The organism is Psychroserpens sp. AS72, from assembly GCF_038900375.1.
Taxonomy (GTDB): Bacteria; Bacteroidota; Bacteroidia; order Flavobacteriales; family Flavobacteriaceae; genus Psychroserpens.
In genome coordinates this window covers 1-26,751 of sequence record NZ_JBBMRC010000006.1, presented here as the reverse complement: position 1 = coordinate 26,751, position 26,751 = coordinate 1, and the positions used below count along the sequence as shown (strand labels likewise).

The window sequence follows — 26,751 nt, the reverse complement described above, 5'->3', positions numbered from 1 at the left end:
CAAGATACTTAAATATGGCGATTCCATTAGTGAATTCTATTGCTTCATGGTTTTTGAAAAAACGATTTCATCAAATTGAATTGTTTTTAAAATACCCAAACGAAGTCCAAAATGAATTACTGTTTCAACTCCTCTCAACGGCAAAGGATACTGAAATTGGTAGGAAGCACCAATTTAGCACCATTTCTAATTACAAAACGTTTAGTGAACGTGTACCCATTTCAACTTATGAAGAGTGCCAAAATCTAATCGAACGTTCTCGTCAAGGCGAACATAATATCTTTTGGCCAAACCCAATAAAATGGTTTGCAAAATCTAGTGGAACTACAAATGCAAAAAGTAAATTTATTCCTGTAAGCATAGAGTCTTTAGAAGATTGCCATTATGCAGCAAGTAAAGATTTATTGTGCATGTACCTTAATAATAATGAAGACTCACAATTATTCACAGGTAAAAGTTTGCGCTTAGGAGGTAGCAAAGAACTTTATAAAGAAAACGGAACAGCTTTTGGCGATTTGTCTGCCATATTAATTGATAACATGCCATTTTGGGCAGAGTTTAGCAGCACACCAAGCAATAAAGTATCCCTTATGAATAATTGGGAACATAAAATGCAAGCTATTGTTGAAGAGACCCGAAATGAGAATGTAACGAGTTTAGCTGGTGTTCCTTCCTGGATGCTCGTTTTACTAAATAATGTTCTAGAAGCTACAGGAAAAGAAAATCTATTTGAAATCTGGCCAAACCTAGAAGTTTATTTTCATGGAGGTGTGAGTTTTGTGCCGTATGCAGATCAATATAAAGTGATTTTACCTAAATCTAATTTTAGGTATTATGAATCTTATAATGCTTCGGAAGGATTTTTTGCCATCCAAGACCAAAACAATAGCAGTGAATTATTGTTGATGTTAGACTATGGAATTTTCTATGAATTTATCCCAATGGACACTTACGGAACACTAGAGCAAAGGGTAATCCCTTTAAGCGAAGTTGAAGTTGATAAAAATTACGCAGTCATCATAACGACTAACGCAGGACTTTGGCGTTACAAAATTGGAGATACTATTAGATTTACATCAACAAACCCATATCGTATAAAAGTTTCAGGACGTACAAAACATCATATTAATGCATTTGGTGAAGAATTAATTATTGAAAATGCCGAAGATGCTCTGAGAGAAGTTTGTAAATCAACACAATCTGAAATTGTAGATTATACCGCAGCTCCAATTTTTATGAAAGGTAGAGATAAAGGATCGCATGAATGGCTTATTGAATTTAAAACGCCTCCACATGACCTTAACACCTTTAATGAGTTGTTAGACACAACACTTAAGTCATTAAATTCTGATTATGAAGCCAAGCGTCTAAATAATATGACTTTAAATATGCCAACAATTCATATTGCAAGAGAGCGTCTTTTTTATGATTGGTTAAAACAACATGATAAATTGGGAGGACAACATAAAATCCCTAGACTCTCAAACAGTAGAGAATATATTGACGAGCTTCTAAATCTTAATACCATGTCTTAGATTATGTAATTGTTGACTCACTAATCACTACGGAAAAATCAACTGAAACCCTTTTTAGGACATTAAAAAGATAACTGATTACATTAAAAACCCGACGAAATACAATTAATTTTCCCACACAACGAGAATAAACAAGTGTTCATCCAAAAGGTGGAAAAGTCGTTTTTTTTATGAAAGTAATGCACCTATATTTACAAAGTCCTAAAAAAACAACACTACTATCTCGTTGTTTAAAGACCTTAAAAATTACAAAAAAGTATTCAAAATATTGTCAAGCAATATTAATTTTTAAATCCAATAAAAAACCACTCTCGGGAAAAGAGTGGTTTCTTTTTTTATAGATTTTATCTCAACTTTTTCTAGTCTAGAAAGTAATAACTTAAGATACTGCTTTCAACTTTTTAAGTGTCGTTTTAGACAGTTTATCTTCAGCATAAGACTTAGTTACATTTAGCTTTTTATCATCATTACTAGGCATTTCAAACATAGCATCTGTTAATATTTCTTCACAAAGTGAACGTAAACCTCTGGCTCCTAACTTATACTCTATGGCTTTAGTAACAATATAATCTAAAGCTCCTTCTGTAATGGACATTTCTACATCATCCATTTCAAAGAGTTTTTTATACTGTTTGATGATGGCGTTTTTAGGTTCAGTTAGAATAGCTCTTAACGTCTTGGCATCTAAAGGATCCATAAAAGTTAAAACCGGAAGACGACCAATAATTTCTGGTATTAATCCAAAATCTTTTAAATCTTTAGGTATGATATATTGCAATAAATTATCTTTATCAATTGCACCATCATCATGATCAGCTTTATAACCAATTGCTGCCATATTTAAACGCTTAGATATCTTTTTATCAATTCCATCAAACGCTCCACCAGCTATAAATAAAATATGTTCGGTATTGACTTCAATAAACTTTTGGTCTGGATGCTTTCGTCCACCTTTTGGTGGCACATTTACAACCGTACCTTCAAGAAGTTTCAATAGGGCTTGTTGTACACCTTCTCCAGAAACATCTCTTGTAATAGAAGGGTTATCACTTTTACGTGCGATTTTATCAATCTCGTCAATAAAAACGATACCTTTTTCTGCCTTTTCTAAATTATAATCTGCTGCTTGCAATAAACGTGTTAAAATACTTTCTACATCTTCACCAACATAACCAGCTTCTGTTAAAACCGTAGCATCAACAATTGCCAATGGTACATTTAACATTCTAGCAACTGTTTTTGCCATTAAGGTTTTACCTGTACCAGTTTCTCCAACCATAATAATATTTGATTTTTGAATCTCAATATCATCATCACTTGGTGGTTGTAATAAACGTTTGTAGTGATTGTAAACTGCAACAGACATTACTTTTTTAGTGTATTCTTGACCAATGATATATTCATCAAGAAACGATTTTATCTGTTGTGGTTTTTTAAGCATTAAATCTGAAGACAATTCTTCATTACCAGCTTGCTTAGATTCTTCCAAAACGATACCATGTGCTTGCTCAATGCAACGATCACAAATATGTGCATCTAAACCTGCAATTAATAAACTGGTTTCAGGCTTTTTCCTTCCACAAAACGAACATTCTAATTCTTCCTTTGCCATTCTAAATTTTATTTAAGTTCCCACAAAAATGGAAATCTCATAAATTGTAGTTATAAGTTCCTAATAGAACTCAACTATAACTTTATTCTAATTGTATTTGTTTCTTCAGAACTATTACAACTCCAAAACTATCATTCTAATGAACTAAGTTTTATGAGTTCCAATTTCCGAAGTAAAAAACAGGTTATCCTCTTGACAATACTTCGTCAATCATACCGTATTCTTTAGCTTTATCTGCTTTCATCCAGTAATCACGATCACTATCATCATAGATTTTGTCGTAATCCTGACCAGAATGCTTACTAATTATTTTATATAATTCTTCTTTAAGAATTAAAATCTCACGAGCTGTGATTTCTATATCACTCGCTTGACCTTGAGCACCTCCTAGTGGTTGGTGAATCATGACACGAGAATGTGTTAAACCACTACGTTTTCCTTTTTCTCCTGCACATAATAAAACGGCTCCCATTGAAGCTGCCATACCTGTACAAATTGTTGCTACATCAGGTTTTATTAATTGCATTGTATCATAAATACCTAAACCTGCATAAACACTTCCTCCAGGAGAGTTGATATAAATTTGAATGTCTTTAGTAGCATCTGCACTTTCTAAAAACAACAATTGTGCTTGTATGATATTTGCAATTTGATCATTAATTGCTGTACCCATAAAAATGATACGATCCATCATTAAACGTGAGAATACATCTAATTGAGAAATATTCAATTGACGTTCTTCAATAATGTATGGTGTCATACTTGTTGGATACATACTGCTAACAATCTTATTGTAATATGTGCTGCTGATACCTTGATCTTTTATTGCGAATTTTTCAAATTCTTTTCCGTAATCCATATATCTTTTTCTGAAATTTTATTGTGAAACAAAAAAGCGTAAAACTTATAAAGTTCTACGCTCAAATATACTAATTTATAATGTATTTACTTAACTGTAGAACTCTTTTACGAATTCGTCGTAAGTTATTTCTTTTGTCTTTAAGTTAGCTTCTGCTTTGTAAAGATTTAACAATTTAGTGCTCATTAATTGTTCAGATAAACGCTTTACCTCATCTTTATTAGATAAAATTCTTGCTGCAATACCGTCTAATTCTTCATCACTAGAATTCATTTGACCAAATTGTGCCATTTGCACTTTAATCATTTCTTTAGCATGTGCTTGTAAATCTTCAAATTTAACTTGTAGATTATGCTTCTCAATTAATTTACCTTCAATTAATTGGTAACGCATGCTTTTTTCTGACTTTTCGTATTCTTCTTTTGCTTGATCTGCATCCATTTGAGTTTCACCTGCAGTTTGCATCCATTTTTGTAAGAATGAAGCTGGTAAATCAAATTTTGTGTTTTCTACTAAACTTTCGGTAACGTCATTTAATAGTTTTTGATCTCCTTGTTGAGCAAATTGCTTTTCAGAATCTTCCTTAATTTTATCTTTAAGTTCTGTTACTGATGTTACAGCTCCTTTTCCGAAGAGTTTATCAAATAATTCTTGATCTAAATCTGCTAATTCTCTCTCGTTGATTTCGTTGATTGTGAAATTAACTTCTATATCTAAACCATGAGCATCATCATGAGATACTTTTAAAAAGTTCATTAAATCATGATCGTCATTAAATAACCCTTTCGTTTTTAAAGTAACAACATCACCAACCTTAGCACCTAAAAACTGCTTCTCTGTTGATTTACCTTTAAATTTATCTAAGGTAATCATTGTAGAGTTGTTAATCTCTTTCTCTTCATTTTCAAAAACTCCTGTAATCTCAGAGTCTTTAGCAACTTCTGTTTGAGATGTTATCTTTCCATATTGTTTTCTAATATGAACGATTTGGTCATCAATCATTTTTTTATCAGCAACGATATTATAATGTGTGATGGCTTTTTTACTTTTTAAGTTGACTTCAAACTCAGGTGCTAGACCTAATTCAAACTCAAAAGAAAAATTATCGCTATCCCAATCTAAATCATCTTGAGGCTTTGGTAATGGATTACCTAAAACATCTAATTTTTCTTCAGTTAAATATTTACCTAAAGCATCTTGTAATAACTTATTAACCTCATCAACCAATACGGCTTTACCATATTGCTTTTTTACCATTGTCATTGGCACATGACCTTTTCTAAAACCAGGTATGTTTGCCGATTTACGGTAATCTGCTAATATTTTTTCTACTTGATCGCTATAATCTTCTTTAGCGATGTCTACTTTTACAACTGCATTTAATGCATCGATGTTTTCTCTTGTAATATTCATTGTATCAACTATAAACCCAAAAAGGGCATTAATATTTTACCTTAAAAAGGGCTGCAAAAATACAATTTTTTTTGCAACCCAACAATTGTTTAACTTCTGTATATCAGACTATTTTTTCTTCTCCATCAAAATCGAATACGCAATAGATTGCGAGATGGATAATAAGATACTAAATAACAAGGCTGTCCAAAATCCACTCACACCAAATCCATCTATAAATTTATCTGCTAATAGAATAATGCACGCATTAATGACAAATAGGAATAATCCAAGAGTCATGATCGTAATTGGTATGGTTAAAATGACAAGAATTGGCTTAACTATAAAATTGAGCAATGCTAACACAACAGCTACAATTAGTGCTGCTTCAAAACCACTAACTGCAACGCCTGGTAAAAAATGAGCTAATAACATGACGATGCCTGCGGTAACTAAAAGTCTAATTAATAATTTCATATTGATAAAGTTTAGTTGTTAATCATTATAAAGTAATAAAATTAATCACAGCGTCATAGAAATCTGATGGATTTTCTGCATGTAACCAATGTCCTGCATTACTAATCGTTACTATTTCTGCCAACGGAAAGTGTTGCTTAATGAGTTTTTCATCTGTTGGCATCACATATTCACTTTTATCACCTCTTAAAAATAAGGTAGGTTTTTCAAATTTGGAATGGATTGGTAAGGCTTCACCAACTTCAGACACATTTTCTTTTAAAGCCTCTAAATTAATACGTAACGCAAGTTGTCCTTTCTCAATCCAATATAAATTTTTGAGTAAGAACATACGAGTTCCTGGCTCTTGAACATATTTTGACAATTGCTTATCTGCTTCACCTCTACTTTTTACTTCGGAAAAATCTAATGCAGACAATCCGTCTAAAATAGCATCATGATGGATTGGGTAAAAACGCGGACTAATATCTGCAATTAATAATTTAGATACCAATTCTGGATATTCTGTAGCGAAAAGCATAGCTGTTTTCCCTCCCATGGAGTGACCTAATAAGATGATATCTTGAAGGTTGTGGTCATCGCAATAGATTTTTAAATCTTCTGATAATACTTCGTAACTAAAATCGTCATCATGAAAACTTCTACCATGATTACGTTGATCTACAAGATGGATTTCATATCCTGCATCAGCAAATTTATTTCCTAAGGTTTTCCAGTTGTCGCTCATTCCTAGAAATCCGTGGAGAATGATGAAGGGTTGACCTTGTCCTATTATTTGAGAGTGTAGTTTCATTTTTTAATATATAATCTAGTAATGAGATTTCTCACTGCGTTCGTAATGACAATCCCACTGAAAATTGAGACTGCAACTATAAATTTTTATTTTAGTCGTTGTAAATACATCTGCACCACATTTTCAATTCCTAAGTATAAACTTTCAGCAATTAAAGCATGACCAATCGATACTTCTAATAATCCAGGAATGTTTTCTTTAAAAAATTTAATGTTGTCTAATGATAAATCATGTCCTGCATTAACACCTAAACCAATTTGATTTGATAATTCGGCAGCTTTAGCGAAAGGCTCAATAGCACTTTTGTTTCCAAGACTGTATTGGTGAGCAAAACTTTCGGTATACAGCTCAATACGATCTGCTCCTGTTATTTTAGCACCTTCAATCATTTTCAAAACGGGATCTACAAATATGGAGGTACGTATGCCGTTGGATTTAAATTCTTGAATCACTTCTGCTAAAAAATCCTTATGCTTAATCGTATCCCATCCTGCATTTGAAGTTAACGCATCAACAGCATCTGGAACTAAAGTGACTTGTGTTGGCTTGACTTCTAAAACTAAATCCATGAATGATTTTATAGGATTCCCTTCTACATTAAACTCTGTATACACAACTGGTTTTAAATCTCTCGTATCTTGATAACGAATATGTCGTTCATCTGGTCTTGGATGAACCGTAACACCTTGCGCTCCAAAACGCTGTACATCTTTTGCAAACTGCACTACGTTTGGTGTGTCACCACCTCTAGAATTTCTTAACGTAGCAATCTTATTAATATTTACACTTAATTTTGTCATTGCATCTTATTTTACAATCACAAAAATACAAAGTCCGTACTGCTTATTGTGGTTATTTTTAATTAATTTGCAATAGAATTAAACACGAATATGCCATTACAAGAATACATTATAAACGACATAAAACCACTTAACATTAATGAGAAGGTTAGTGATGCTCAACTCCTATTTAATGAGTTGACATACTCTCACATTCCTGTAGAAAAAGATGGTGTTTATCAAGGTTGCATCTCAGAAAATGATGCACATTGCTTTGAGTCTCATAAAATTATTGCCGACTGTAATTACTCTATAGAAGGTTTTTTTGTTAGACCAGAAACCAATTGGCTTGACGTACTTGAGAATTTTGCTCAAAACTCATGTAACATTATGCCTGTTCTTGATAAGCATAATAATTATTTAGGGTATTATGAGCTTGGTGATATTATTGGTTTATTTAATGAAACACCTTTTTTTGCTGAACCTGGTGGGATTTTAATTGTTGAAAAAGGAATCCAAGATTATTCATTTAGTGAAATTAGTCAAATTGTAGAATCTAATGATGCTAAACTATTAGGAGCGTTTGTATCTAAAATGGATAATGATCTTGTTCAGATTACACTTAAAATTGGTAATGCTGGCATTAATGATGTGGCACAAACGTTTAGACGTTATAGCTATAATATCATTTCGGGTCATGAAGAGGACTCCTATATAGAAAATTTGAAGGAACGGTCTGATTACCTCAAAAAATATTTAGACATATAATTATGAAGGTAGCCGTTTACAGTTTGTATTATCCAGATAAATCTTCAGAAGCTTTTGATGAACTTATTGGTGTGCTTCGGAAAAATAACGTTGACATTCATATTGAGACTAAATTTTATGAACAGCTCATTTCCGAAGTAAAAAAAATAAATGATATCCAGACATTTTCAGAATTAAACGAAAGTTTTGACCTTTTAATTAGCGTTGGAGGTGATGGAACTATTTTAAGAGCGATTACTTATGTACGAGATTATTCTATCCCAATAGTAGGCATCAATACTGGTAGACTAGGATTTTTAGCAACCATACAAACTGATGAAATAGAAACTGCTATTGAGCACATTTTACATGGTAATTACAAAACCTCTGAACGCACGTTGTTAAGTGTTGAGACTGACCCTAAAAATGCAGATTTAACCGAAACAAATTTTGCACTCAATGAAATTGCAGTGAGTAGAAAAAATACAACGTCAATGATTACTGTAGAAACTCATCTTAATGGTGAATACCTAACATCATATTGGGCTGACGGTCTCATTGCTGCTACACCAACAGGATCTACTGGTTACTCTTTAAGTTGTGGTGGTCCTGTAATAACTCCTGATGCTAACAGTTTTGTATTGACACCAATTGCGCCTCATAATTTAAACGCAAGACCTTTAGTTTTAAGAGATGATACAGAGATACAATTAAAAGTTGATGGCCGTGAAGATCAGCACTTAATGTCTTTAGACTCTAGAATCGTAACCTTATCTAACGCTACGGTAATTACAATCAAAAAAGCAACATTTAAAATTAAAATGGTGGAACTCCTTGATGAGCGTTTTATTGATACCTTAAGACAAAAGATGCTTTGGGGAGAAGACAAACGAAATTAAGAGTTACACTATTTTTGTATGCAATAAAACCTTATATATTCTGTTTTTAGTAAGACTATTTGCCTCAAATTACCAAAGGCAATTCAGAATTATTATATTTGCAAACTTTTAAAAATTTATGAGGTATTTAATCTTATTTTTATTTAGTATACTTTTTACTCAGACGAGCCACTCACAAATCTATGAGGTTGGTGTGTTTGGAGGTGGAAGTAATTTTATTGGTGATATTGGTTCAACAACCTATATCGCACCAGATGCTCCTGCTTTAGGATTACTTTTAAAATGGAATCGTAGCCCTAGACATTCTTGGAGAGTATCATTGATTTATTCAGATTTAGTGGGAAAGGATTCAAAATCTGATGACCCAAGACGTAAAGAACGAAATTATTCTTTTGATAGTAATCTGCTTGAAATTTCGGCAGGAATGGAATATACATTTTGGGATTTTGATTTACATACTAGTGGATTAAAAGCTGTACCTTATATGTACTCTGGAATTTCTGTTGCGAAACATGGCAACTATTATTTTGATGCTACAGGAACATACACATCTGAAGGTACAGACAGTTGGGCATTTGGAATCCCAATGGTTTTAGGCGTAAAATCTAATATTACTAATCATTTAATTTTAGGATTTGAGGTTGGTGCACGTTATACATTTTCTGATGAATTAGATGGTAGTGTACCAGATTCTGAAGGATTAGAAGTGTTTTCATTTGGAAACATCAACAGTAATGATTGGTATGTCTTTACAGGCTTTACATTAACTTATACATTTGGTCAACGACCTTGTTATTGCAATTTTTAAATGGATTTAAAAGACCAAATACAACTCAATAAATTACCTCAACATGTCGCCATTATAATGGATGGCAATGGTCGTTGGGCTAAACAAAAAGGGTTGATTAGAGTCATTGGTCATGAAAATGGCACAAAATCTGTAAGAGATGTTATTGAAGCTAGTGCAGAACTTGGGATTAAAAACTTAACGCTTTATGCGTTTTCTACAGAAAACTGGAAACGTCCTAAATTAGAAGTTCAAACCCTTATGAAGCTTTTAGTAAAGTCATTAAAAAAAGAAATTAAAACACTTCAAGAAAACAACATAAAGTTATCTGCCATTGGAAATCTTAGTGACCTACCTAAAAATGCTCATAAAGAATTATTAGAGGTTATTGATAAAACAAAAGATAATACAAGAATGACCTTGACTTTGGCTCTTAGTTACGGTTCTAGAGAAGAAATTGTTAACGTTATCAAAGAATTAACAGATAAAGTTAAAAATAATATAATTTCTGTTGAAAGTATTGACGAATCAATTATTAATAAGCATCTTTACACGCAAAATTTACCAGATGTTGATTTGTTAATTCGAACCAGTGGTGAACAAAGGATAAGCAATTTTTTGCTATGGCAAATTGCTTATGCTGAATTATATTTTACAGACATTCTTTGGCCTGATTTTAAGAAGAAGGACCTTTATGAAGCTTTGATTAATTATCAAAATAGAGAACGACGATTTGGAAAAACAAGTGAACAACTTAGCTAACAACTTACTTTTGAAAACATATATTAAGTCACTACTTACAGCATTTATTTTTATTACATCTTTTGTAGTAACTGCACAACAATCAGATTTTAATCAAGGTAAAAAATACATCCTAGAAGATGTTCAGGTTACTGGTAACACAAATTTTAATCCATCAACTGTCATCTCTTTTTCTAGATTAAAAATAGGAGAAGAAATTGTTATTCCTGGAGAACAAATTAGTAATGCTATTAAAAAACTTTGGGACTCTAACCTTTTTAGTAGTATTGATGTTTACTTAGCTAAAACAGATGGGGACAAAGCGTATTTAGAAATTAATCTTGTTGACTTACCAGAATTAAATGAAGTTACTATTCAAGGTGTTAAAAAAGGTAAAATTGACGGTTTAAAAACTGAAAACAACCTATCTAAAGGAGCTAAAGTCACTGAAAACTTAGTTACGACTACACGTAATTACATTTCTAACAAATATAAAAAGCAAGGTTTTTTAAATGCGAAGACAACAGTAACGACTAAAGAAGTTACGAATGATTCAGTTGAAAAATTAAGAGTTGATATGCTTGTTTTCATTGATAGAGGACAAAAGGTGAAAATTGATAAAATCAACTTTAATGGTAATGATAAGATTTCTGATAAAAAACTCAGAAAATCTATGAAGAATACCAAGCAAAAAAATCCTATCCGTATTCTAAAACGTTCAAAATATATCAAGGACGATTACAAAGAAGATTTAGTAAGCATCATTGATACTTACAAAGAAAACGGTTATCGTGATGCTAGAATTATTGGAGATTCTATCGTTTATCAAAATGATAAAACGATTAGTCTATTTATAGATGTAGAAGAAGGTGAACAATACAAGTTTGGTGAAATTAAGTTTGTAGGTAATGCTGTATTTACTGACCAACAATTACATTCTATATTAAAAATTAAAGAAGGGACTACTTATAATGGTGTTGAATTACGTAAACGTATTGCTGATGACACTAAACCTGATGCAGTAGACATTACTAACCTATATCAAGATAATGGTTATTTATTTTCTACTATAAACCCAGTAGAAACAAGTGCTGATGGGAATGTTATTGACATGGAGATTAGAATTTCCGAAGGAAAACCAGCCTACTTCAATAATGTAAGTGTTAGTGGAAATGATAAAACAAATGACCACGTCGTTTACAGAGAATTAAGAACAAAACCAGGTACACTATATCGCAAAAGTGATGTTATTAGAACTATTAGAGAATTAGGTCAATTAGGATTCTTTGATGCACAGCAGTTAACACCTAACATGAAAAATTTCAATACTCAGGATGGTACTGTAGATATTGATTATCAAGTTGTAGAACGTGGCTCTAGCCAAATTGAACTACAAGGTGGTTATGGTGGTGGTGGTTTCATTGGAACCTTAGGATTATCATTTAACAACTTTGCAATAAAAGATATTTTTAATAAAGAGGCTTATAAACCAATCCCTTCTGGTGATGGTCAAAGTTTAGCATTACGTTTACAAGCGTCTCGTTTTTACCAAACGTATAGCTTCTCGTTTTCTGAACCTTGGTTAGGAGGAAAACGTCCTGTGCAATTATCTACGTCTCTTTCACATACAAGACAGTTTTTATATAATGCTGTAACTAGAGATGCTGATAAAGACAAACGATTTAATATCACAGGTATTTCTGTTGGGATTGCAAAACGTTTAAAAGTACCAGATGATTACTTTACATTATCTCAAGCTGTAGCTTTTCAACACTATAATTTAAAAAATTATAATACTGGATTATTTACATTTGGAAATGGGTATTCTAATAACCTATCATATACTATAGGTTTATCTAGAAATAACTTATCTGTTGATCCAATTTATCCAACTGGAGGTTCTAGTTTTTCATTAACAGGTAAATTATCATTACCATATTCATTATTTAATGATGTGGATTATGAAGCTCTAAAGAACGAACGTGATGGGCTTGATCAAACCAATGCTGATGATCTAGTTAGAATTGGAGAAATAGATCAAGAACGTTTTAATTGGTTAGAATTTTACAAAGTAAAATTCAAAGGAGATTGGTATACTAGAATTTGGGATAAATTGGTTATCAAATCTGGAATGGAATTTGGTTTCCTTGGTGCTTACAACCAAGATAGAGGAGTAGTACCTTTTGAACGTTTCTTCTTAGGAGGTGATGGTTTAGGTAACTTTGCACTAGATGGTAGAGAGGTTGTACAACTTCGTGGATATCCTAATCAATCATTATCTTCTCAAGATGGTGGTACGATTTACAACAAATTCTCTATGGAGTTACGTTACCCAATAACTTTAGGTGCACAAGCAAAAATTTATGGTTTAACCTTCGTAGAAGCAGGTGCTTCATTTGATAACTTTAGAGATTACAACCCATTTAACCTTCAAAGATCTGCAGGTGTTGGACTTAGAATTTTCATGCCAGCATTTGGATTATTAGGTATTGATTTTGGTTATGGATTTGACGCTCTACCTGGAGAAACTCAAAAGAACGGTCAAGAAATTCACTTCATTATTGGACAGCAATTTTAATCTTGGCACGATTTTTTCTAATAACAATTTGACGATTTAATGTGTGTGTTAAAATTTTTCTAAATATATTTCGTTAATTTGAAAAACTAAACACAATGACAGAATCGTAATTTAATCTGTCGTTTTAAAAGTTTATAGTAATTACATAACTAATAAAATAAAACAGATGAAAAGTAAAGTTCTTTTTTTAGTGGCCATAATAAGTCTAATGAGCTTTGTTTCCAATGCACAACGTGGTGTAAGAATAGGTTATATAGATACTGAATATATTTTAGAGAATATTCCAGAATATCAAGAAGCTAATTCACAACTAGAGAGTAAAGTTCAACAATGGAAAACAGAGATCGAACAACGTCTTAGTGTAATTGATTCTAAAAAGAAACAATTAAATAGTGAAAGTGTTCTGTTAACGAAAGAGTTATACGAAGAACGTTTAGAAGACATCTCATTTGAAGAAGCAGAGATTTTAGATTACCAACAAAAGCGATTTGGACCAAATGGAGATTTGATGATTCAAAAGAAGCAATTGATTCAACCTATCCAAGATCAAATTTTTGCAGCTGTACAAGAAATTGCAGGTGGAAAAAAATATGATTTTATATTTGATAAATCTGCAGATGTAGTGATGTTGTATTCAGCAGAACGTTTTGACCTTAGTGAACTTGTTATTAGAAGCATTACTAGATCATCTAAACGAACTCAAGCAAAATCTAGATCTGAACGTAAAAAAGCTGAAGAGGAAGATGTTGTACCAGTTGTAAATAAGGAATTAGATGAGCGTCAACAAGCCATTGAAGATAAAAAAACAGCTCGTGAAGCAGAAATTGCTAAACGACAAGAAGCACAATTAAAAAGAAGAGATTCTTTAAAATCAGCTGCAGCAGAGAAGCGTCAAAAAATATTAGACGAAAGAGCAGCAGCCAAAGCAAAGAGAGATAGTGCAAGTGGTAAATCGGTACCAACTGCAGAAAAAGGTGAGAACACTAAAAAAACAGATTCTACGAAAGCTAAAGTGAGTACAGGTGAAAAAACACCAGCTCAAATAGCCGAAGAGAAGAAACAACAAAAAGCAAAAGATCGTGAAGAGCGTAAAAAAGCACTCGAAGCGAGAAAAAAGAAAATATTAGAAGACCGTAAAAAAGCTAAAGAAGAACGAGAGGAAAAAGCAAAAGAAAACGACTCCGTTCCTGACGATAACTAAAAATAATAATTATAACACGTAACAAATTTAAAAATGAAACATTTAAAAACCCTTGTATTAGTAGCTATACTATTTGTTGGAACAACAAGTCTTGCAACAGCACAAAGTAAAATTGCACATATTAACACGACTGAGCTAGTTCAATCTATGCCAGCAATGAAAGCAGCACAAGCAGAAATTGAAAAATTATCTAAAACTTATGATGCTCAATATAAAGATAATGTGACTGAGCTTCAAAACAAAGTAACACAGTATAGAGCAGAAGTTGATACTAAAACAGAAGAAGAGAACACTAAACGTGCTCAAGAAGTACAACAAATGGAACAAAGTATTCGTGAGTTTCAAGCAGGTGCTCAAGAAGATCTTGGTAAAAAAGAAGCAGCTTTATTAAAACCTATCTTTGAAAAAGCTAAAGCAGCTATTCAAGCAGTAGCTAAAGCTCAAGGTTATGAATATGTATTAGACTCTACTCAAGGTGGTGGTGTTTTAGTAGCAGATGGAAAAGACCTTTTAGCAGATGTAAAGAAAGAATTAGGATTCTAATAAGAACATCTTAAATAAAATACAAAGAAGCCACTTTTAATAAGTGGCTTTTTTATTTTTGTAATATGAGTACACAAGCAATAGGCATTTTTGATTCTGGAATTGGAGGTACATCCATTTTCAAAGAAATTAATGCGCTATTACCTCATGAACACACCATGTACTTAGCAGATAGTAAAAATGCACCTTATGGTAATAAATCAAAGGATGAGATTATTGCTTTAAGTATCAAAAACACTGAGTTACTTCTAGAAAAAAATTGTAAAATTATTGTTGTGGCTTGCAATACAGCGACAACCAATGCTATAAAAACACTCAGAGAAACTTTTAATGTACCGTTTATTGGTATTGAACCTGCAATAAAACCAGCTGCGTTAAACACTAAAACGAAAGCTATTGGAATTCTTGCAACTAAAGGTACACTTAGTAGCGACTTGTTTCATAAAACAACAGATCTATATAGTAATGGCATCACCGTTATTGAACAAGTTGGCGAAGGCATTGTTCCTCTAATTGAACAAGGTAAAACTAATAGTGATGCCATGAAATCACTATTGCACGAGTATCTAAAACCAATGCTAAAGGCAAATATAGATTATCTGGTTTTAGGTTGCACACATTACCCTTATCTCATTCCGCAGTTACTAGAAATGCTTCCAAAGCATGTTAAAATTATAGATTCTGGTTTAGCGGTTGCCAAACAAACTAAAGCTGTATTAAGGCAACATGAACTTCTAAATATCACGACTCAAAACACTAAGAATATGTTTTATTCCAACGGAAATGTAACGGTCTTGAAAAGTATTTTAGAGGATAAGTTTACTGTGAAAGGGTTAGATTTTTAAGTATTCATCCCGATAATTATCGGGACTGAAATTATTGTTAAAAAATCATTGTCATTCAAAGCGTGAGCGTAGAAACTCTTGATTAATATTAGATTCTTCAGTTATTCTTCCTTCTGAATGACATTTCATTTACTCTTTAAACCAACTAGAATACTCTACATAATTATCTGCAATACGATTAATCTCACCCGAAATTAATTCTTGACTAATATCCTTTACCTTTTTCGCTGGAACACCTGCGTAAATACTTCCAGACGCAACAATCGTGTTTTTTGTAACCACTGCTCCTGCAGCAATAATACTATTGCTTTCAATAATACAATCGTCCATGACAATGCTTCCCATACCAATAAGTACATTATCATGAATCGTGCAACCGTGAACTATTGCATTATGACCAATTGAGACATTGTTTCCAATAGTTGTAGGTGATTTTTGATAGGTTGCATGAATCACAGCTCCATCTTGAATATTAACCTTATCTCCTATTTTTATAAAATGCACATCGCCTCTAATGACTGCATTAAACCAAATGCTGCATTGTTTTCCTATAGAAACATCACCAACAATGGTTGCGTTTTCTGCGATGTAACAATCATCTGAAATTTGTGGATGTTTTCCTTTTACTGGTTTTATAATTGGCATGATTTGTTGGTATTAGTTGGTGTATTCTTGAAGTAATAGTTTATTGTCTAGATACCAAACTTTTCCGTTTACTCCTGTTCCGAAGAAAAAATCTGGATGTCCTTTATAATTTTTAATGTTGTGATTTGCTAACTCTTTTTTTATGGATTTTGGCAACCAATCAAAATTGAAATCTCGCTTATTATGATTTTGTTCCATCCATTCTAAATTCAATTCAAAATCGTTCATTGCTTTAAACGTTTCTTCATCAAAATATAAAATAGCTTCTAAATAATAATCTGATGGTCCAGAAACGGAAAGCCTTTCATGTTGCCCAGAATTGTCAATAAACACATATTTATAATGGACTTTAATTGGTTTATGCGTTTCGAAATCTAGAATCTTACTTAGCTTTTCAATGTTAGTTGATGTGATTTCAGTTTTATTATCTGTTTTAATTTCACTTGTAGTTACATCTACTTTTTCCACTTTTTCATTAGAATTGCATGACATAAAAAATGAGATACAAAGAGATAACATATAAATTTGGTTTTTAAAACTCATACTACTTAAAATAAGACAACAAATCAGACTTTTTAGAGGCAGATACCATAATTTCCTTTCCGCTGCTTAAAACAACGCTTCCGCCTTTTCCTTTGATGTATTTAGTCACTTCATTAACGTTGACGAGGTAACTTTTGTGAACTCTGGCGAAACCACTTTCTGTCAAGGCATCTTCAAAATACTTTAAGGTTTTACTAACGAGTTTCTTTTTATTGTTGTTGAGATAAATTTCGGTGTAATTATCATCTGCTTTACAATACATGATATCTGCGGTTTGCAGGACTTCAAACCCATCTTGCTGCGGAATCGTAATTTTACCATTAACAGTTGTCATTTTTGGAACTAGAACTTGATCTTGTAGTGCGTCTTCTTTGGTTCTAATTTCGGTCACATAATCTACAGCTTTAATGAGTTCGTCTATAGAAATAGGCTTCATCAAATAATACGATGCATGTGCATTTAAAGCATCAATTGCATAATGATTATATGCGGTTACAAAGACCGTTTCAAAATTAACATCACCAACTTTATCTAATAAATCAAACGCGTTACCATAAGGCATCTCTACATCTAGAAATACTAAATCTAATTCTGTATTACGAATTAAAACCAAAGCCTCTTCTACATTGGCAGCTTCTCCTAAAACTTCAACATTTGGACAATACTTGTTGAGATAATTCCTCAGGATTTTTCTGCTAGTTTCTTCGTCTTCTACGATTATTGATTTTAGTTTCATAGTATAAATTCTTACTTAATAATGACAGTATTACCTTTTTTAATATTTTCTTCCGTTCTAGTAATAAGCCTTATGAGATTTACACTTACATTTTCTTCGGAAGTTTTAATTTCTTCTACAGAAACCACCATTATAAAATGTTCATCAATCAAAAAGTCATCACTATTAACATTAAGTATAGTTTCATCTAATTGAAAAATTTGTGGTAGATCATTCAATTCTAAATGAGTTGCAATAAAATCCTTCAAGGAAATTAATTTTGGCTGATAACCATCAACTAAATTGATAAATATTTTTCCAATATATAAATCATCATTAATTGTTATTGAATCTTTTTCTACCGATAACGATTGTATCTTTTTTGGGTTTATAGTTTTCAATATTGAAGCATTACTTATAAAATCTCCGTTTATATAAAATGCCACTTTAGGATCTTCTATTACACTTTTGCTAGTATTGTCATATACTTTTAATTGAGAACTATCAGAATACATTACTCTTTTTTCAGTATAAACTAATTTTAGCTTGTCATCTGTTTGAGCAAATGATATTCCTGATAAAAAAACCAAAAACAATAAAATCCAATTTCTCATAATTAATCTTTTTTTAAAGTTACCACCACTTTTGTTCCTGCATCTTCATCCGCAGAATTATCATCAATAAACACATCTACCTTATCTTTATACATATCATTAAGAATAGCAACACGTTTTTTAATGTTACCCATGCCTTTTGAGTTTTGTTTCTGTTGGTTTTCGGTTTTTAAATCTTTAGATCTTGTTCGTCCAATACCGTCATCTGCTACTGTGATTGTTATTTCGTTAGCACTCTTTTTTGCTACTGTAATTTGTAGATGGCCTTTTTCGGTCTTATAACGTAATCCATGCCAAACTGCATTTTCTATATAGGGTTGCAATAGCATTGGCGGAATTTGATACTCACTAACAACCACATTGGCATCTACCGTAATATCATAATCAAATTTATCTTGAAATCTGAAATGCTCCAACTTAGTATATAGTTCTAACAGTTCAATTTCCTTTTGCAACGGTATAAAATCTTCCTCACTATTTTCTAAAACTGCTCGCATAAGATGTGAAAAATCACTTAAATATTTATTTGCAGTACGTTCATCATTACTCGCAATAAAGCTATTTACTGAATTTAAGGCGTTAAAAATAAAATGCGGATTCATTTGACTACGCAATGATTTTAAAGCCAGCAAATTATTAGCAAAACGCTGTTGCTTAATATATTTATACATAAAAAATGCTGTAATAGTCAATAACACCAAACCTGCAACCAAAGAATAAATAATTAATTCTTGATTTTTACTACGCTCATTTGCTAAACTAGAATTGAGCTGACGATCACTTTCTAAACTGGTGATTCTATTTTGTTGTTCTACAATATTGCGTCTAAAACGATCAGATTGAGACAACTCTTGCTCACGTTTTATATATAACTCATCAACGACTAATTTATAAGCTTCAAAAGCTAGTTTAGCGTTTTCAAAATCTCCTGCATCAACATATACATCAGAGATTTTACGAATCGCATCCTTTTTTACAACTAAATCTCCTTTTGCATCTGCCTCTTCTCTACTCTTCTCTAAATAAGGGATAGCATTTGCATAATCCTTTTGCAAGAAATAAGCATTACCAATTTTATAGTTTTGCTTTTGAAGTGTAAGTGCACTTTCGTTTTCTACGATAGAATCGCGTTCTACATCTTCAACATCTTTTACAATTTCTTTTCTAAGTTGAATTTCTTCGGAATAATTGCGATTGGTATTATTAAATTCTGCTACCGTTTCTTTTTCTTCTAGGGCTCGTTTTTTGGTACCTTCTTCAGCGAGATTAAGAGAATTATCAAAAAAATACTCTGCCTCATCAACGCTACCTTTACTATTATAAGATTGCGCAATTTTTGAATTTAAATCAACAACCTTAGGTTTGATCAAATGTTTGTTAGAAATTTCAAGTCCCTTTTTGTAAGCGTTTATTGAAGCATCATAATCTTTAATACTAAAATAAGTATCTCCCAAACCTTCATATAAAGTCACCAATTGATAATTACTCAATTGTTTTTTATCTATCGCTTTATAAGTATCAATACTTTCTTGATAGTTTTTATTACGTTCGTAGGCTTTTGCTAATCCTAATTTTGCTTCATTGGATTCATTGTTTTGTAGGCTTACTCGATAATTTGTAACTGCCAAATCAAATTGTTTCCAATGCATGTAGACTTCGGCTAAAACTAAATATGCTTCAGCATTTTGTTGCTGTGATCCACTTTGAGATATGGCTTCACCTGCAAAATTTATACTCTTACCAATATTTAGTTTTTTGTATTTACCAATAGAATCAATTAATGCATTAAATGTTTTTACATCTGTTTTAAACTTTGATCTAGATTGTTTGCTTTTTATTGCTGGTTCTACTTCTACAGTAATCCGTTCATCATCTTCAATCGTGTAATAAACTGTTTCAAAGTCTTTATGTCTTAACACTAATTCGTCACCTTTTCTAGCTCTAATAATAAAACTTCCGTCTATACTCGTCATCGTATATGCGCCTCCATTAACTTCAATATTTACTTTTGAAATGGGCTTGTAAGTATCACTTTCTCTAACCGAACCTCTAATTGTAAATAATGTAGTTTCTTTTTTCTCGTAAGCTTTATCATCTTGTTGAGCAGTAATATTTCCGAAGGAAAAAAACAGTAAAACTAAGAGACTATATGTAACTAATTGTTTCATCTTATGCCCATTTAATTGGGTCTATTTTTATTGAACGGAATAAACTTACATACTTTAATTGATTAAATAAAATGGAGTCGTACCAATACATCACATTTGAACTTCAAAATGTGCGAACTCACTCATTTACCAATCGGTTTGCCTAAATCAAACGACCTCTTTACTCATTCTAGTTTTTTTTCAAATTAAGATGCTTCTAGATTTACAGCAATTCAAAAAACAAATCAAAGAATGAAAAACAATGTATTAAGTGTGTTACTCATTTTATTTTTCTTCGGAAATGTAACAGCACAACACAAAGGAAATTACGATCAAATTTCTCGCCAAAATGTATTACACTCTGGTAATGCAACCATTTACAATCCTACTGTACAACAACAAATCAATAAAGTTCTTAGTCCAAGTACACATGTTTTTATTGATGTTAAGGCATTACAAAATGTAGAAGCCACAACCTACACTGCTATTTTTAATATTTCACAAATTGGTCCAACAGCAGATAGTACCAACCTATTAATCAATCAAAGAATTGATAAAATTAAAAGCCAATTAAAATCGGTTGGGATTACAGATGATGATTTTGCTGTTGATGTGATTTCATTTGTTCCAAACTATGAAATCGAGGTACAAAAAAAGTTATTTAGTAAAACGTATACTGAAGTTCCTAACGGATTTGAATTACAGCAAAATTTACACATTCAGTTTACAAAAACCAATCAATTTGAAACCATTTTAACTGCTTGCGCTAAAAGCGAAATCTACAATTTGGTAAAAGTGGATTACTACATTGAAAACATTGCCGAAGTCTATAAAAACTTACAAACCAAACTCCTTAAACTTATAGAAGAGAAGAAAGCGTATTACAAGATTTTAGGTTTTGATTTAGCAGATTATAATGTAGCCATTGCAGATGATCAATATTGTTATTTCCCAAAAGATTTTTACCAAAGCTACCAAGCATTTAACAGCGTTTCTTTTGAAGCTATTCATAAGAAAAAAGGAGTTACTGCTGTTAAAAAGCAAACGTCGTATTACTACCAACCTTTGTCTTATGAAAATTATGATGTGGTTGTAAATCCGTCAATTTTGGAGCCTGTTGTACAAATAGGTATGAATATAAGATTACAATACACACCAAAACCTAAGGAAGCTAAAGCTGAGCCTGTAGTTAAGACAGAAATCAAACACAAATACTATGTGGTGTCTCCAAACGGAACTTTAGATATTAAAGCATTACAAACCGATTAAACCAAAACCATAATGAAAACATTTATTTTATTATCAATGACACTCTTAATGTGTTCTACTTCGGAAACTCAAAAACCCAACTTCCCAAAAGCTAAAGTAAGTTATAGCGATTTTGAAGATTTGGTGAATGTAGTCAAAGATCACAGAGCAAAAAGACTAATAAGTTTTGAAGAATTTTCAGAGAAAAGCAAAAATCCAAATGTCATTATTCTAGACACACGTTCTAAGGATATGTATGACAAGAAACATGTAAAAGGTGCTCTGCATTTAAATTTCTCAGACTTTTCTCAAAGTAATCTGGCAAAGCTAATTCCAGATACAAACACGACCATTCTAATTTATTGCAATAATAATTTTGATGGAGACGAAGTTCACTTTATGAGCAAAACTTTGTTGCTTCCTCCTTCCGAAGAAGACAAAAAGAAGACATTATCATTGGCATTAAATATTCCAACCTATATCAATTTATATGGCTACGGTTATAAAAACGTCTACGAGTTAGATGAATTAATCTCCATCCTAGATCAAAGAATCGTGTATGAAGGCACTACAATTAATCAAGAATACACAACAATAAATAATAAATAACGAACACATGAAAACAAAATTTAAAACACTCGTCTTCTTATTCTGCATGATTGGGTTTATGTCCTGCAATGCCAATGAGAAAAAAGAAAAAGAGCAAATAGCACTTTTAGAAACCGAAACACACCATCCAAATAAGCAATCTATTAAAGTGGCTCTATTGCTCGATACAAGTAATAGTATGGATGGATTAATTGACCAAGCAAAAGCGCAACTTTGGGACATAGTTAATGAATTATCCTATGCAAAATGTGGTAATGAACAACCAAATCTTAACATTGCTCTTTATGAATATGGTAATGATAATCTCAATGGAGAAGAAGGTTTTATTAGACAAGTCATTGCTTTTAGTGACGATTTAGATGAAATTTCAAAACAATTATTTTCTCTCACTACAAATGGAGGAAATGAATATTGCGGTCAGGTGATACAAACCTCATTAAACCAATTAAAATGGGGAGAAAATGAAGATGATTTAAAACTTATATTCATTGCAGGTAACGAACCTTTTTCACAAGGTAAAATCAGTTATCAAGATGCTGCAAAACAAGCGCATAAAAATGGTGTTAGTGTAAATACTATTTTTTGTGGTGACTATAATCAAGGCATTTCATCCTATTGGAAAGATGGTGCAGACTTATCACATGGTGATTATATGGCCATTAATCACAACCATGCAACAACTTATGTTGCTACACCTTATGATGATAAAATATTAAAATTAAATCATAAACTTAATAAGACTTATGTTGCCTACGGAAATATCGGACGAACAAAAATGGCGCTTCAAGCAGAACAAGATGATAATGCACAAGGTTATAGCGAAGAAAATGCTGTGAGTAGAACAGTAAGTAAAAGTTCACATTTGTATAAAAACTCCTCTTGGGATTTAGTAGATGCTGAAAAAGAAAAAGATTTCAAATACAGTGATTTAAAAAAGCAAGAGTTACCAGCAGAACTAAAAGATAAGAGCACCAAAGAAATTAAAGCTTATATCGCAAAAAAAAGCAGCGAACGTGAGGCAATTCAAACAGAAATTCAAAACTTAAATGAAAAGCGTAGACAGTATATTAAAACACAACAAAAAGAAGAGGATAATGGTTTAGAGAAAGCTATGATTAACGCTATTAAAACTCAAGCCAAAGCAAAGAAATACACATGGTAATAATCAATTCCTTATGTGTTAAACTAAAAAGTCCCGACTAATGATCGGGACTTTTTGTTATGTATATAAAGTTGATTTTCTAATTAATTGCTGGACAATTACATTCGTATTTCTCTCTCTTACAATTAAAGTTATAACCTAAAGTTATTTGGTGAAATCCACCATTATTAAACACTACAGAATTTGCTTGGTATGAATATGTATATGCAAATACAAAGTTATTGTAATCTACACCTACAAATGGTGTGAAATATTGTAGTTTTTGACTGCTTACTCCAGATCCATCTAAAAACTCTGCACCATCTAAACTTCTTCTATATGATAATCCACCCCAAACGTTACCAAAGTCCATTTTTTTATAAGCTTTAGCATTGATATCAATAGATGCTTCTTCAGTTGCGTCTTTATAAATAAACATCATTGACGGTTCAAAACTCCAATCGCTATTAAATTTACTAAATGTATTTCCAGCAGAGACTATATAAGTTCTTAAGTTATCATAACTCAAACCTTGTTCATTAAAGTTAATACCTTCGTTACTTAATACATTCTTAACCGTTGCATGTGCATAAAAATCAATTAAGTGATATGAAAGTCCAACGTCAACATTAAAGTTAGTAGCACTTTGCTCCACTCCTGCAATAATTGGATCAAAGCCATCTGCTAGAAATTCTGTTTCATCTAATTTATATTGAATAAATCCAGCACTTAAACCAAATGACAACATATTTAAATCAATCGTGTTACGAGAAAACATTAAATGATGAGCATACGTAAAATAAGCACCTGTTTGAGAATGATATCCATTTTTATCATTGTAAACAATACCACCAATTGCAGAAGGAGAGTCTCCTATTCTACCATTAATACTTAAAGTTTGAAGATTTGGTGCTTCATCTTGACCAAACCATTGTGCACGAGCAGTCAATCTCACTTTAGCACAATTAGCTACTCCAGCCATTGAAGGGTGGATTAAATAATAATTATCAGTTAAATAATCTGAGTAAATGGGTAATCCTTCTTGTGCTGTTCCTATTTGGCTGAACAGAGCTAAAATTGCTATTAAACAAAACTTTTTTAGATTCATATCGATTTATCTTTTCAGGGTAAAATGGGCTTTAAATTCTTTACGGTCACCTGTATTAGGCTCATTGTACTCTACTACAAACCAGTAGTCACTAGAAGGCAGTTGGTTACCATTGTAGGTACCATTCCAGCCTGCTCCTGTTGGACTGAGTTGTTTGAGTAACTTTCCGTATCTGTCAAATATATAAATTTTTGCGTTTGGTTGTCCATTTATTGCACTAATGTTCCATGTGTCATTATATCCATCTCCATTTGGTGTGAAGAATTTTGGGTAATCCATCACGGTAACATTTGCACTTGCCTCTCCACATCCATTGATGTCTCGTACTGTGACAACATGCTCTCCTAATGAAACATCTACAAAGATTGGTTCTTCTTGCCATGGTCCATTATCTAAGCTATACTCGTATACTCCTGGTCCGTCTGCTGTAACTTCTATAACGTGAGTATCTGCAAAGGCATCTGTTGTTACGGTTGCCAATACTGATGGTGGTGCACTTTCTATAACTTCTGTCGTGTCTGTACCTACACACATCGTGTTTAGTGAGCTGGTAATATCGGTAACGTTTACAGTATAGGTTCCTCCTTGGGTTGGCATGTAGCTGCCTTCGGTTGCGCCTGGTATTGTTGTTCCGTTTAATAACCACTCAAATGTATAGGTTGGTGTGCTTAAGCCTGTATCTATAACTAATGGGCTTAACACTTCTGTTCCATTAAGTCCTACACATAAGATATAACTGTCTTCTAAATCAAATACTGGTAACGGATTAACTTCTAAAGTTAATGGTGCTACTGCATAACAAATAGAGGTATCCATACCTGCAACATCTGGTGTATCATTATCTACTCTTGCCCAAATCACTTGTGGGTTCACTAAGTTCTCATACAAGAATGGTAATGGGTTTACACCTAACTCGGCATCAGCTTCTGTTTCATAATAACTGATGATGTAGTTGGCTGGGTCTTGACCATCTAACACTTGTGCTTGAACACTATCTGGATCTAAATCTACTAGGTCTGTAACTAGTGTTAAATCAAATTGTGCACTGTTATTGGTTGGATCGTTATCATCATCCATTTCATCATCACAAATCTCATATAGTATCGTTTCCATATCACTATTGGCTTCGGCTGCTTCTTGGACTTCTACATTGAAACTTGGTGTGCTAATAGAACAGCCTGTATCATTATTGGTAATGGCTACAAAAATCTGTTGTGGATTGGTCACATTGGTATATGGACTAACTAGTGCATTCATTAAATCGTCTGCATCTTGTTGGTTCACGTGATAGGTCACGGTGAATAAGCTGGCATCTTGTCCGTTTAAGACTTCTGCATCTTTCATTGTTAAGTCAAAATCGTAGAAACCATCATTATTTAATTCACAGGCGATAAAATCGGTTACTGCTATCACATCTGGTAACGGGTTAACGATGATGGTGAAATTCACTATCGTATAACATTGTGTGATATCATTGGTCACTCGTACATAGATCACTTGTGGTGTACTCGTATTGGTGTACATCGTTGGGTCTGCTATGGCATTAATGCCATCTTCGGCATCTTCTATTGTTTCATGATAGGTTGGTGTGACACCTAATTCTCCATTGAGTAATAAGACTTCGTCTGTGGTTAAATCAAACACTTCTTCCATATCTCCTGGATTGATATCATCACAGAGAATTAAATCTGGTAGCACTTCTGTTGGTGTAGGATTTGGTAATACTCGTATCGTAAGAGTAACTTGATCTGTACATCCTGTATCGGTATCTGTTACGACTACATATAAGGTTTGTGGGTTTGCTGGTGCTATGCCTATTGCTGTATTGGTATAGGCTTCTGCATCTACTGCGTTGTCTTGTGCATTAGCATCTGCTTGAGTTTCATAGTAACTTACACTCCAACTGCCTTCGCCTCCAGTGATTTCATTGTCTTTTACGGTTAGGTCAAAGACTGTGATTTCATCTGCAACCTCATCATCACATAATTCTAATGGTGTTGGTTGTACTGCTACTGGTGGTAATTCTACTCTAATATCAAACATACCTGTATCGACACAACCATTAGTATTGCTTACTAGTCTCACATAAATCGTTTGTGGATTACTAGTATTGGTATAATTACCGACGTTAGCTATTGGGTTAGCACCTGATTGTGCGTCTGCTAAAGTAACGTGATAGGTTAATGTCACATC

General features: G+C 32.5%; 25 protein-coding genes. 12 read left to right on the top strand and 13 right to left on the bottom strand.

Annotated elements, in window-relative coordinates:
* Positions 1-14 precede the first annotated feature (14 nt).
* On the top strand, positions 15-1,535 hold the full coding sequence (locus WNY78_RS12200) for a GH3 auxin-responsive promoter family protein (RefSeq protein ID WP_342873488.1): 1,521 nt from the start codon (positions 15-17) through the stop codon (positions 1,533-1,535).
* A 379-nt stretch (positions 1,536-1,914) separates the two neighbouring features.
* Here the strand turns inward: WNY78_RS12200 and clpX are convergent, their stop codons facing one another.
* From clpX to WNY78_RS12170, 6 genes are all read right to left on the bottom strand, one after another.
* Complete coding sequence (gene clpX / locus WNY78_RS12195) at positions 1,915-3,147, bottom strand: ATP-dependent Clp protease ATP-binding subunit ClpX (RefSeq protein ID WP_342873487.1); 1,233 nt, start codon at positions 3,145-3,147, stop codon at positions 1,915-1,917.
* A gap of 184 nt (positions 3,148-3,331) precedes the next feature.
* A complete protein-coding gene (gene clpP, locus WNY78_RS12190) occupies positions 3,332-4,006 on the bottom strand; it encodes an ATP-dependent Clp endopeptidase proteolytic subunit ClpP (RefSeq protein WP_342873486.1) in 675 nt (224 codons plus the stop codon).
* Between the two features lie 90 nt (positions 4,007-4,096).
* A complete protein-coding gene (gene tig, locus WNY78_RS12185) occupies positions 4,097-5,419 on the bottom strand; it encodes a trigger factor (RefSeq protein ID WP_342873485.1) in 1,323 nt (440 codons plus the stop codon).
* A 108-nt stretch (positions 5,420-5,527) separates the two neighbouring features.
* Entirely contained in the window at positions 5,528-5,875 is a 348-nt protein-coding gene (locus tag WNY78_RS12180) for a phage holin family protein (RefSeq protein WP_342873484.1), read from the bottom strand.
* 25 nt (positions 5,876-5,900) lie between these two features.
* A complete protein-coding gene (locus WNY78_RS12175) occupies positions 5,901-6,668 on the bottom strand; it encodes an alpha/beta fold hydrolase (protein WP_342873483.1) in 768 nt (255 codons plus the stop codon).
* An 86-nt stretch (positions 6,669-6,754) separates the two neighbouring features.
* A complete protein-coding gene (locus WNY78_RS12170; RefSeq protein ID WP_342873482.1) occupies positions 6,755-7,468 on the bottom strand; it encodes a pyridoxine 5'-phosphate synthase in 714 nt (237 codons plus the stop codon).
* A gap of 90 nt (positions 7,469-7,558) precedes the next feature.
* Here WNY78_RS12170 and WNY78_RS12165 point away from each other — a divergent pair, with 90 nt between their 5' ends.
* The 8 genes from WNY78_RS12165 to murI all read left to right on the top strand — a co-directional run bounded on the left by WNY78_RS12165 (position 7,559) and on the right by murI (position 15,788).
* Positions 7,559-8,215, top strand: coding sequence for a CBS domain-containing protein (locus WNY78_RS12165; RefSeq protein ID WP_342873481.1), 657 nt, complete (start codon positions 7,559-7,561; stop codon positions 8,213-8,215).
* A gap of 2 nt (positions 8,216-8,217) precedes the next feature.
* Positions 8,218-9,093 carry an NAD kinase gene (locus WNY78_RS12160; RefSeq protein WP_342873480.1) on the top strand — a complete coding sequence of 292 codons (876 nt, stop codon included), beginning with the start codon at positions 8,218-8,220 and terminating at the stop codon, positions 9,091-9,093.
* Between the two features lie 118 nt (positions 9,094-9,211).
* Entirely contained in the window at positions 9,212-9,901 is a 690-nt protein-coding gene (locus tag WNY78_RS12155) for a DUF6089 family protein (RefSeq protein WP_342873479.1), read from the top strand.
* Entirely contained in the window at positions 9,902-10,642 is a 741-nt protein-coding gene (locus WNY78_RS12150; RefSeq protein WP_342873478.1) for an isoprenyl transferase, read from the top strand. It abuts the gene before it with no gap.
* Between the two features lie 10 nt (positions 10,643-10,652).
* Positions 10,653-13,199: a POTRA domain-containing protein gene (locus tag WNY78_RS12145; RefSeq protein WP_342873477.1), complete on the top strand. Its 2,547-nt coding sequence runs from the start codon at positions 10,653-10,655 to the stop codon at positions 13,197-13,199.
* Between the two features lie 166 nt (positions 13,200-13,365).
* Entirely contained in the window at positions 13,366-14,400 is a 1,035-nt protein-coding gene (locus tag WNY78_RS12140) for an OmpH family outer membrane protein (protein ID WP_342873476.1), read from the top strand.
* 33 nt (positions 14,401-14,433) lie between these two features.
* Positions 14,434-14,943 (top strand): OmpH family outer membrane protein, encoded by a 510-nt coding sequence (locus WNY78_RS12135; RefSeq protein WP_342873475.1) that lies wholly within the window; start codon positions 14,434-14,436, stop codon positions 14,941-14,943.
* A 65-nt stretch (positions 14,944-15,008) separates the two neighbouring features.
* Complete coding sequence (gene murI / locus WNY78_RS12130) at positions 15,009-15,788, top strand: glutamate racemase (RefSeq protein WP_342873474.1); 780 nt, start codon at positions 15,009-15,011, stop codon at positions 15,786-15,788.
* 129 nt (positions 15,789-15,917) lie between these two features.
* Here the strand turns inward: murI and WNY78_RS12125 are convergent, their stop codons facing one another.
* From WNY78_RS12125 to WNY78_RS12105, 5 genes are read right to left on the bottom strand one after another with little or no spacing between them, the layout of a single operon-like run.
* The gene (locus tag WNY78_RS12125) at positions 15,918-16,433 is read right to left on the bottom strand and encodes a gamma carbonic anhydrase family protein (RefSeq protein WP_342873473.1); all 516 of its coding nucleotides are present in this window, start codon (positions 16,431-16,433) and stop codon (positions 15,918-15,920) included.
* 12 nt (positions 16,434-16,445) lie between these two features.
* Positions 16,446-16,952: a hypothetical protein gene (locus WNY78_RS12120; RefSeq protein ID WP_342873472.1), complete on the bottom strand. Its 507-nt coding sequence runs from the start codon at positions 16,950-16,952 to the stop codon at positions 16,446-16,448.
* A gap of 25 nt (positions 16,953-16,977) precedes the next feature.
* A complete protein-coding gene (locus WNY78_RS12115; protein WP_342873471.1) occupies positions 16,978-17,712 on the bottom strand; it encodes a LytTR family DNA-binding domain-containing protein in 735 nt (244 codons plus the stop codon).
* An 11-nt stretch (positions 17,713-17,723) separates the two neighbouring features.
* The gene (locus WNY78_RS12110; RefSeq protein ID WP_342873470.1) at positions 17,724-18,305 is read right to left on the bottom strand and encodes a hypothetical protein; all 582 of its coding nucleotides are present in this window, start codon (positions 18,303-18,305) and stop codon (positions 17,724-17,726) included.
* Positions 18,306-18,307: 2 nt separating this feature from the next.
* A complete protein-coding gene (locus WNY78_RS12105; RefSeq protein WP_342873469.1) occupies positions 18,308-20,473 on the bottom strand; it encodes a histidine kinase in 2,166 nt (721 codons plus the stop codon).
* A gap of 231 nt (positions 20,474-20,704) precedes the next feature.
* On the opposite strand from WNY78_RS12105, the gene WNY78_RS12100 reads away from it, so the two are divergent.
* From WNY78_RS12100 to WNY78_RS12090, 3 genes are read left to right on the top strand one after another with little or no spacing between them, the layout of a single operon-like run.
* Positions 20,705-21,721: an SIMPL domain-containing protein gene (locus tag WNY78_RS12100; protein ID WP_342873468.1), complete on the top strand. Its 1,017-nt coding sequence runs from the start codon at positions 20,705-20,707 to the stop codon at positions 21,719-21,721.
* 12 nt (positions 21,722-21,733) lie between these two features.
* The gene (locus WNY78_RS12095; protein ID WP_342873467.1) at positions 21,734-22,309 is read left to right on the top strand and encodes a rhodanese-like domain-containing protein; all 576 of its coding nucleotides are present in this window, start codon (positions 21,734-21,736) and stop codon (positions 22,307-22,309) included.
* A 7-nt stretch (positions 22,310-22,316) separates the two neighbouring features.
* Positions 22,317-23,471, top strand: coding sequence for a vWA domain-containing protein (locus WNY78_RS12090; RefSeq protein ID WP_342873466.1), 1,155 nt, complete (start codon positions 22,317-22,319; stop codon positions 23,469-23,471).
* A gap of 79 nt (positions 23,472-23,550) precedes the next feature.
* Here the strand turns inward: WNY78_RS12090 and WNY78_RS12085 are convergent, their stop codons facing one another.
* Together WNY78_RS12085 and WNY78_RS12080 are read right to left on the bottom strand one after the other, a co-directional pair.
* Positions 23,551-24,558, bottom strand: a complete 1,008-nt coding sequence (locus WNY78_RS12085) for a type IX secretion system membrane protein PorP/SprF (RefSeq protein ID WP_342873465.1) — start codon at positions 24,556-24,558, stop codon at positions 23,551-23,553.
* A gap of 6 nt (positions 24,559-24,564) precedes the next feature.
* Positions 24,565-26,751, bottom strand: a 2,187-nt coding sequence (locus tag WNY78_RS12080) for a T9SS type B sorting domain-containing protein (RefSeq protein WP_342873464.1), incomplete at its 5' end; no start/stop codon positions are given.

Coding starts and splice junctions, on each gene's coding strand:
- WNY78_RS12200 (WP_342873488.1), top strand. CDS start 15: ATGGCGATTCCATTAGTGAATTCTATTGCTTCATGGTTTTTGAAAAAA.
- clpX (WP_342873487.1), bottom strand. CDS start 3,147: ATGGCAAAGGAAGAATTAGAATGTTCGTTTTGTGGAAGGAAAAAGCCT.
- clpP (WP_342873486.1), bottom strand. CDS start 4,006: ATGGATTACGGAAAAGAATTTGAAAAATTCGCAATAAAAGATCAAGGT.
- tig (WP_342873485.1), bottom strand. CDS start 5,419: ATGAATATTACAAGAGAAAACATCGATGCATTAAATGCAGTTGTAAAA.
- WNY78_RS12180 (WP_342873484.1), bottom strand. CDS start 5,875: ATGAAATTATTAATTAGACTTTTAGTTACCGCAGGCATCGTCATGTTA.
- WNY78_RS12175 (WP_342873483.1), bottom strand. CDS start 6,668: ATGAAACTACACTCTCAAATAATAGGACAAGGTCAACCCTTCATCATT.
- WNY78_RS12170 (WP_342873482.1), bottom strand. CDS start 7,468: ATGACAAAATTAAGTGTAAATATTAATAAGATTGCTACGTTAAGAAAT.
- WNY78_RS12165 (WP_342873481.1), top strand. CDS start 7,559: ATGCCATTACAAGAATACATTATAAACGACATAAAACCACTTAACATT.
- WNY78_RS12160 (WP_342873480.1), top strand. CDS start 8,218: ATGAAGGTAGCCGTTTACAGTTTGTATTATCCAGATAAATCTTCAGAA.
- WNY78_RS12155 (WP_342873479.1), top strand. CDS start 9,212: ATGAGGTATTTAATCTTATTTTTATTTAGTATACTTTTTACTCAGACG.
- WNY78_RS12150 (WP_342873478.1), top strand. CDS start 9,902: ATGGATTTAAAAGACCAAATACAACTCAATAAATTACCTCAACATGTC.
- WNY78_RS12140 (WP_342873476.1), top strand. CDS start 13,366: ATGAAAAGTAAAGTTCTTTTTTTAGTGGCCATAATAAGTCTAATGAGC.
- WNY78_RS12135 (WP_342873475.1), top strand. CDS start 14,434: ATGAAACATTTAAAAACCCTTGTATTAGTAGCTATACTATTTGTTGGA.
- murI (WP_342873474.1), top strand. CDS start 15,009: ATGAGTACACAAGCAATAGGCATTTTTGATTCTGGAATTGGAGGTACA.
- WNY78_RS12125 (WP_342873473.1), bottom strand. CDS start 16,433: ATGCCAATTATAAAACCAGTAAAAGGAAAACATCCACAAATTTCAGAT.
- WNY78_RS12120 (WP_342873472.1), bottom strand. CDS start 16,952: ATGTTATCTCTTTGTATCTCATTTTTTATGTCATGCAATTCTAATGAA.
- WNY78_RS12115 (WP_342873471.1), bottom strand. CDS start 17,712: ATGAAACTAAAATCAATAATCGTAGAAGACGAAGAAACTAGCAGAAAA.
- WNY78_RS12110 (WP_342873470.1), bottom strand. CDS start 18,305: ATGAGAAATTGGATTTTATTGTTTTTGGTTTTTTTATCAGGAATATCA.
- WNY78_RS12105 (WP_342873469.1), bottom strand. CDS start 20,473: ATGAAACAATTAGTTACATATAGTCTCTTAGTTTTACTGTTTTTTTCC.
- WNY78_RS12100 (WP_342873468.1), top strand. CDS start 20,705: ATGAAAAACAATGTATTAAGTGTGTTACTCATTTTATTTTTCTTCGGA.
- WNY78_RS12095 (WP_342873467.1), top strand. CDS start 21,734: ATGAAAACATTTATTTTATTATCAATGACACTCTTAATGTGTTCTACT.
- WNY78_RS12090 (WP_342873466.1), top strand. CDS start 22,317: ATGAAAACAAAATTTAAAACACTCGTCTTCTTATTCTGCATGATTGGG.
- WNY78_RS12085 (WP_342873465.1), bottom strand. CDS start 24,558: ATGAATCTAAAAAAGTTTTGTTTAATAGCAATTTTAGCTCTGTTCAGC.